The organism is Parafrankia sp. EUN1f (assembly GCF_000177675.1).
GTDB lineage: Bacteria > Actinomycetota > Actinomycetes > Frankiales > Frankiaceae > Parafrankia.
On sequence record NZ_ADGX01000266.1, the window covers coordinates 1 to 6,611 of the forward strand.

Annotated in this window: 3 protein-coding genes and 2 pseudogenes; 4 read left to right on the forward strand and 1 reads right to left on the reverse strand. The window is 63.4% G+C overall.

Features of this window, described 5'->3' with window-relative positions; translation table 11 throughout:
* The 3 genes and pseudogenes from FREUN1FDRAFT_RS42630 to FREUN1FDRAFT_RS37325 form a co-directional block, all read left to right on the forward strand.
* A pseudogene (locus tag FREUN1FDRAFT_RS42630) lies at window positions 1-392 on the forward strand (keto-deoxy-phosphogluconate aldolase); the annotation flags it as partial.
* A gap of 569 nt (window positions 393-961) precedes the next feature.
* Window positions 962-2,149, forward strand: coding sequence for an AbfB domain-containing protein (locus tag FREUN1FDRAFT_RS37320; RefSeq protein ID WP_232295596.1), 1,188 nt, complete (start codon window positions 962-964; stop codon window positions 2,147-2,149).
* A gap of 536 nt (window positions 2,150-2,685) precedes the next feature.
* Entirely contained in the window at window positions 2,686-5,163 is a 2,478-nt protein-coding gene (locus FREUN1FDRAFT_RS37325) for a glycoside hydrolase family 32 protein (RefSeq protein ID WP_198144580.1), read from the forward strand.
* Window positions 5,164-5,933: 770 nt separating this feature from the next.
* Here FREUN1FDRAFT_RS37325 and FREUN1FDRAFT_RS37335 read toward each other — a convergent pair.
* Window positions 5,934-6,131 carry a hypothetical protein gene (locus FREUN1FDRAFT_RS37335; protein WP_006545623.1) on the reverse strand — a complete coding sequence of 66 codons (198 nt, stop codon included), beginning with the start codon at window positions 6,129-6,131 and terminating at the stop codon, window positions 5,934-5,936.
* Window positions 6,132-6,218: 87 nt separating this feature from the next.
* On the opposite strand from FREUN1FDRAFT_RS37335, the pseudogene FREUN1FDRAFT_RS37340 reads away from it, so the two are divergent.
* Window positions 6,219-6,479 (forward strand): annotated as a pseudogene (locus FREUN1FDRAFT_RS37340) (transposase); the annotation flags it as partial.
* Window positions 6,480-6,611 lie beyond the last annotated feature (132 nt).

The window sequence follows — 6,611 nt, forward strand, 5'->3', positions numbered from 1 at the left end:
TCCTGGTCAGTCCCGGATGCACCGATCAGCTGCTAGACGCGATGGAGGACAGCGGACTGCCATATCTACCGGGTGTTGCTACCATTTCGGAGATGCTTAAGGTTCTCGACCGCAAGAAGGCTGAGATGAAGTTTTTCCCCGCTGAGGCCGCGGGAGGTATTCCGTACCTCCGAGCGGTGGCGGGACCGCTACCGAAGATCCAGTTCTGTCCGACCGGCGGCATCACCGCCGCTACGGTGGAGGCGTATCTGGGCGAGCCGAATGTCGGATGCGTCGGCGGATCTTGGGTGACACCATCCGATGCTATCCGGGATGGTGATTGGACCCGGATCACGCAGCTTGCCCGCGGTGTCGCGTCATGGCCGAAGAGGAATGGTATGGGTCATCGGTGAACCGCGGCCTCCTCCTAGCCGGGGGGTATTGATATCGGTGATTCGCCCCCGTGGCTTACATCGCGCTCACCCATCCAAGCCGGTATCCACGCTGCCGTGACTAGGTCCAGCATACCGGTCGCATTCTGCGGCGTGGTGGTGAACTTGCATCCGTCGCCGAAATTCGCCGGCTGACACCTGGGCGGTTGGCGATCCACTTTCGAGGGAGGGGAAATTTATTGGCGATCGACGGATGCCCCTGCGCTGCACGGTACGTGGGAGGGTAGGGCCTAGCCCGCGGCCTTTCTGACTCTCCTGCGTTCCCGATCACTGCCGCGCTAACTCATCCGGTCGAGTCGCTCCCCTCGCTGCCGTCGCGACGCGTTATAATCATTGAGGGAAACATCGTGATTGTTAGGTCTGATCATCCACGATGGGATGTGAACTGTCCGCGTCAGCGCGACTCGTGTGCGTCCGTTGGCGCGGGGTCTTCACTCAGGTCGAAAGGCACAGAAGGTGGGTGCCTTCCCGCAGTTGGCTGGACATCGCGATACACGATAACAGCGTGTATGCAATCCAGCGACAGGACGATGTATGTGTATGAGTCGTTGGACGCTACCGGGTTCGGGCTGCTGAAGGATGCCGGATACAGACCCCCATTTGGACTGATCCGCGATCCCAGCATCCTGCGGCACTCCGACGGGATGTACTATGTCGCCCACAGCACGGCTCCGGCTGGAAACCAGATCGGCCTCGCCTCAAGTAGCGACCGAGTCAGCTGGACCTTCGTCGGCAATGTCACGCTGACGGCGTCGCGGGTTGGAAGTGTCTGGGCTCCGAAATGGTTCATTGATGCCGATGGCAGCGTCAACATAGTTGTCTCTCTGCGGGTCGGCGGCAGCGCGCGGGGCGCTTTGCGGCCGTACCTGATAATGGCCAAGAATTCCTCGCTTGCCACATGGAGTATTCCAACGCCGTTGGTTGGCTTACCTGTAGGTTGCATTGAAATGTTCATCGTCGGAGTCGGACAGATGTATTATGCGGTCTATAGAAACAGCCGTTCGAAGCGTATCGAGTTCGCCAGCGCGCCGAGCCTCACCGGGCCATATAGGCCCTGCGGATCGCCGGACTCTGTCGTTACAGACGGCCAGGGGCCGGCTCTGATACCCCTGGACAACGGCGGATGGCGCCTGTATTTCGAACACTGTGTGCTGGGCGGAGTCTGCTTTACCGACAGCTATGACACCTTTCGCACCTGGGCCGCACCGGTCGAGCTTCCGGGACTGACCGGTGTCGTGAAGCAGCTGACGGTTGTGAAGGAAGTGGTCCCGGGCGGTGTGAGCCTTCCTTTGGGTAGACTTTCACTGAGATCGGGCGAACTCGGGAGCCAGTACTGGCGGCTGGTCAACGACGTCGTCTGTCTCGAGGCGGTCTCGTCGGACAGCAGCACTGCTGTCCGACGAGAAGCAACCTTCACCGTTGTGCGTGGCCTCGCCGATCCGAATGGTTTCTCGTTGCGCGGATCCGATGGGCGGTTCTTGCGACAGGACGGATCCCGGCTGCATCTTAGCCGGTTTGGTGCGACCGAGTCCTTCGCCAGAGATGCCACGTTCGCGGTCCGACGTGGCTCGGATGCCGGTTCGGTGGCCCTGGAATCCTATAGCTATCCGGGCCGCTATATCCGCGCTCGCGGCCGAGAACTGCGGCTGGAGCCTTATGATGAGAGCTATCTGTTCGGCGCCGAGTCCTCCTTCGGCATCGCGGCTGCCTGGGCCTGAGAACTGCCTTCCCGCCATCTGATGTGGGCCTGCTTCTTCGGATGGTCATCCCCCATAGCGGTCCGCGTGCGAGGTAAACACACCCCGTCTATCCGCGCGCATGCACCGGGATCCATGTGATCCGGGTCTGTTCGCACTGCGCACATTATTTTGTCGCTGCGACATCACCGGGCGTACTCCGGCTGGAGCAATAGACATCTTCCGGTGTCTGGGCCCATACTATCGAATACCTCGAATAGACGTTTCCTTGACGGGTAACTCGATTCGCGGCTCACCGTGCTGGAGCGTTCCGCCGGCACCGGTACGGCGGCATCGGTACGGGTGGTGGCGCTGCCCCGGCCCGGTCTGTGCTGCCACGACGCCTCGACTGGACCCCGTCACCTGACGGCCACGCATCGGGCCGCCCGGACGGCATGGGCCCGACTTTGGCGTGCTCAGTTCCCAACGATGAGGAGAGTGCGATGAAACCCGTGTGGACCAGTGCATCGTTACACCGCCCAGGCCGACGTCGCCGCGGGTTACAGAGTGCGGCTGCGTTGTGCGCGGCGCTGCTGATCGGTGCCACGCCAGCTGCCACGGCCGCCGCCGGCACGACCGCCTATGACGAAACGTACCGGCCGCAGCTGCACTACTCGCCGGCACAGAACTGGATGAACGACCCCAACGGTCCGATCTTCTACCAGGGCAAGTACCACTTGTTCTACCAGTACAACCCGTCGGGGAACACGTGGGGCAACATGTCCTGGGGGCACGCGGTCAGCACCGACCTCGTGCACTGGAAGGAGCTGCCGCTGGCGATCCCGCAGAACGACGACGAGATGGTCTTCTCCGGCAGCGTCGTGCTCGACCGGAACAACAGCTCCGGCTTCGGCACCGCCAAGAACCCGCCGCTGGTCGCGGTCTACACCAGCCACTTCAAACAGTCCGGCAAGCAGGCTCAGTCCTTGGCCTACAGCCTCGATGGCGGCCTGAGCTGGACCCGGTACGCGGCCAACCCGGTGCTCGACATCGGGTCGAACAACTTCCGTGACCCGAAGGTGTTCTGGTACGCGCCGACCAAGAGCTGGCTGATGGTGGTCGCGCTGTCGATCGAACACAAGATCGGCTTCTACTCCTCACCCGACCTGAAGTCCTGGACGCATCTCAGCGACTTCGGACCAGCCGGCGCGGTCGGCGGTATCTGGGAGGTCCCGGATCTGTTCCCGCTGCCCGTGGACGGCAACACCCGCAACAACAAGTGGGTTCTGGTGGTGAACCTCAACCCCGGCGCGGTGGCCGGCGGTTCGGGTGCTCAGTACTTCGTCGGAACCTTCGACGGCAAGAAGTTCGTCGCGGACGACGCGGTCACCTACACCCCGCCGGCCGGGACCGTGCTGGCTGACTTTGAAGGCGGCAGCTACGGCGGCTGGACCGCCGCCGGCTCCGCCTTCGGTACCGCGCCAGCCAGCGGCACCCTGCCCGACCAGCAGGGCGTATCCGACTTCCTGGGCACCGGCCTGGTCAACAGCTTCCTGGAGCACGACTCGTCCACCGGCACCTTGACCTCACCGAACTTCACGATCAACCAGCCCTACCTCAACTTCCTGGCCGGCGGTGGTAACCACCCGCACGTCGATGGGGCTGGTGACGGCTCCCCACCGCCCGGCGACGTCTTCGCCGACTTTGAAGGCCTCACCTTCGGGCAGGGGTGGAGCGCCACCGGCGACTTCACCACCGCCGGACCCAGCGCCCCGAACCTGCCCGGGCAGATCGGCAGCCGGGTACTGGACACCTGCATCAACACCTGCGACCCGGCGACCGGCACGATCATCTCGCCCGACTTCACCATCACCCATGGCTGGATCGACTTCCTCATCGCCGGCGGCAACCACCCGTGGGGCGGCGACGGAGCCACCGCCATCAACCTCGTCGTCGACGGGCAGGTCGTGAAGACGACCACCGGCAACAACAGTGGTGACATGGACTGGACCGCGTGGGACGTCAACACCCTCATCGGCAAGAAGGCGCACCTGGAGGTCGTCGACAACGCCACCGGTGGATGGGGGCACGTCATGGTCGACCACATCGTCTTCTCCGACCAGGCCGCCCAGCGCCGCGACATGGAGACCTCCATCAACCTGCTGGTCGACAACCAGGTCGTCCGGAGCACGACCGGCCAGAACAGCGAGTCGCTCGATTGGGCCTCCTGGGACCTCAAGGACCTGACCGGAAAGAACGCCCAGATCCAGATCGTCGACCACAACAACAGCGGCTGGGGACACATCCTCGCCGATCAGTTCATGCTCGCCGATGCCCCGGCAACCAGCAGCATCCAGCGGGCGCGCTGGGTCGACTACGGCGCCGACTTCTACGCCGCCACCACCTACAACGACGCCCCATCGGGCAAACGCATCATGATCGCCTGGATGAACAACTGGAACTACGCCACCAGCATTCCGACCAGCCCATGGCGCAGCGCCGACAGCTTCCCTCGCGAAGTGCACCTCAAGACCATCGACGGCAAGGTACGACTCGTGGCCGAGCCGGTCGCTTCCCTGGCGTCATTGCGCCGAGGAGGACCGGTGACCCTGCATGACACCACCGTTCGCAACCGGACCCTGCCCTTGCGAGAGGCCGGGCAGGTCTTCGAAATCAGCAGCGTGCTGCGACAGGGCGATGCGCAACGCTTCGGGATCAACGTCCGAACCGGCAATGGTCAGCAGACCCAGATCGGCTACGACACCACGACCGGAGAGCTCTACATCGACCGCACCACATCGGGCGACGTCACCTTCGACGCAACCTTCCCCGGAGTCCATCGCGCACCGCTGGCCCTGCAACACGGGAAACTCAAGCTCCACATCATCGTCGACGCGTCATCCGTCGAGGTCTTCGCCGGTGACGGGCAGGTCACCCTCACCGACCAGATCTTCCCCGACCCCAGCAGCACCGGACTAAGTATCTTCGCCGACAAGGGTAGCGCCAAGGTGGACAGTTTCACCGCATGGCGCCTCGCCTCCGGCTGGCAGAACTGACCGACGCACCAACCAGCCGGCAGCCGCAGCGTCTACGCGGCTGCCGGCTTCCTTCACCAGGACGAGCGACAGCAAGGACGCATAACGATCACCCTCGGACGGCGCCCAATCCGACATTCTGTGCACCCAGCTCCCACCCGGCCGGCGAACGTCGCTTCCGCGCCCCGAAGGGACTCCCGGGGTTGACGTAGGCACCATCGAGCAGCGCGACCAAAGACGCGATTCAAGGTGGCCGAATCTACGACCTCACCGATCACGCAAATGCCAGCGAGGTGATTCGGCAGGCCCTCCGTGCCTGGCTCGACGTCGCCTGACAACGCGGGATTCATGGGCGAAGAGTCCGCATCCCCATCGAGTGATCCTGTGTCCGCTTGTCCGGGAGATCCGGCAGCGCTGTGATCTGGATGAACGTCATGATATCGGTTATCTCGGGGCCGCGTCGATCGAGATATCAATCGCGACAACCGCCAGCATCCGCTCGTGATGGCCCGCAGGGCTTGTTAGAACTTCCGCAGGTAGAGCTTGCGGCAGCGGCGCAGCCACCATAGTCCGCCGGCCAGCAGTCCGCCGGCTAGTGCCGCATCAGGCAACGTTGGCCCGGTCGACGATCCGCTTGAGTTTCTGGTCTTGGGCGTGGGTGTTCCGCCAGATGATGTAGCGGCGGATCATGCTGGCTTGGGCGCGGTGGTCGGTGCCGTCGAGCGCGAAGTAGCGCAGGGCGGTGAACTTGTGGGGTGCCAGAACGCGGCTACCGGTGTTGGCTTGGGGTTTTAGGCGGCTCGTTCGTATTCGTTGATCAGGCCGCCGAGGACGGGTCGGCGTTTGATCCGTTCCTGGGTCAGGTCGGCGATGGGGTGGTCGGGCCGTGGTGGTTGAAGGTCACGGCCGCGGTGGGGCCGCCGTCCGTTGTAGTGGGCCGCGTACTCGGCCAGGGCGGTGCGCAGGTGCCGCTCTCCGAAGATCAGCATGCGGTCGGTGACCTCGGTCTGAGGTGCCCTTTTTCTTCCGGACAGTGGCCCCTACTAGAATAGGGGACAGGCCGGAAGGAATGATAGTTGACGCAGAAGCGAAGAAAGTTCACGCTTGAGTTCAAGGAAGAAGCCGTGCGGATGGTGATCGAGACATCCCGTCCGATCTCCGATGTCGCACAGGAATTGGGCATCCTGGAAGGAACCCTAGGGAGCTGGGTCGCCACCTACCGGCGTGCCCATGCCGGTGAGGCCCCGCCGGCGACCGCCGACGAAAGTGCCCGGCTCCGCGAACTCGAGCGGCAGAACCGCGAGCTGCGCATGGAAAACGAGTTCCTGAAAAAAGCCGGTGTGCCACGAACGCTGAAAGTTGCTTGTTAGCTGGGTGACGGACGGCGGTGCTGTACGAAAGATGGAGGATTGAAGGCCCTCCGGAGCCGCCCTTCGGGGGGAGGCTTCAAACGTGTGTCACGAACGCAG

Bases quoted from the DNA above. Each gene is read 5' to 3' on its own strand.
- FREUN1FDRAFT_RS37320 (WP_232295596.1), top strand. From the start codon at position 962: ATGTATGTGTATGAGTCGTTGGACGCTACCGGGTTCGGGCTGCTGAAG.
- FREUN1FDRAFT_RS37335 (WP_006545623.1), bottom strand. From the start codon at position 6,131: ATGCTGATCTTCGGAGAGCGGCACCTGCGCACCGCCCTGGCCGAGTAC.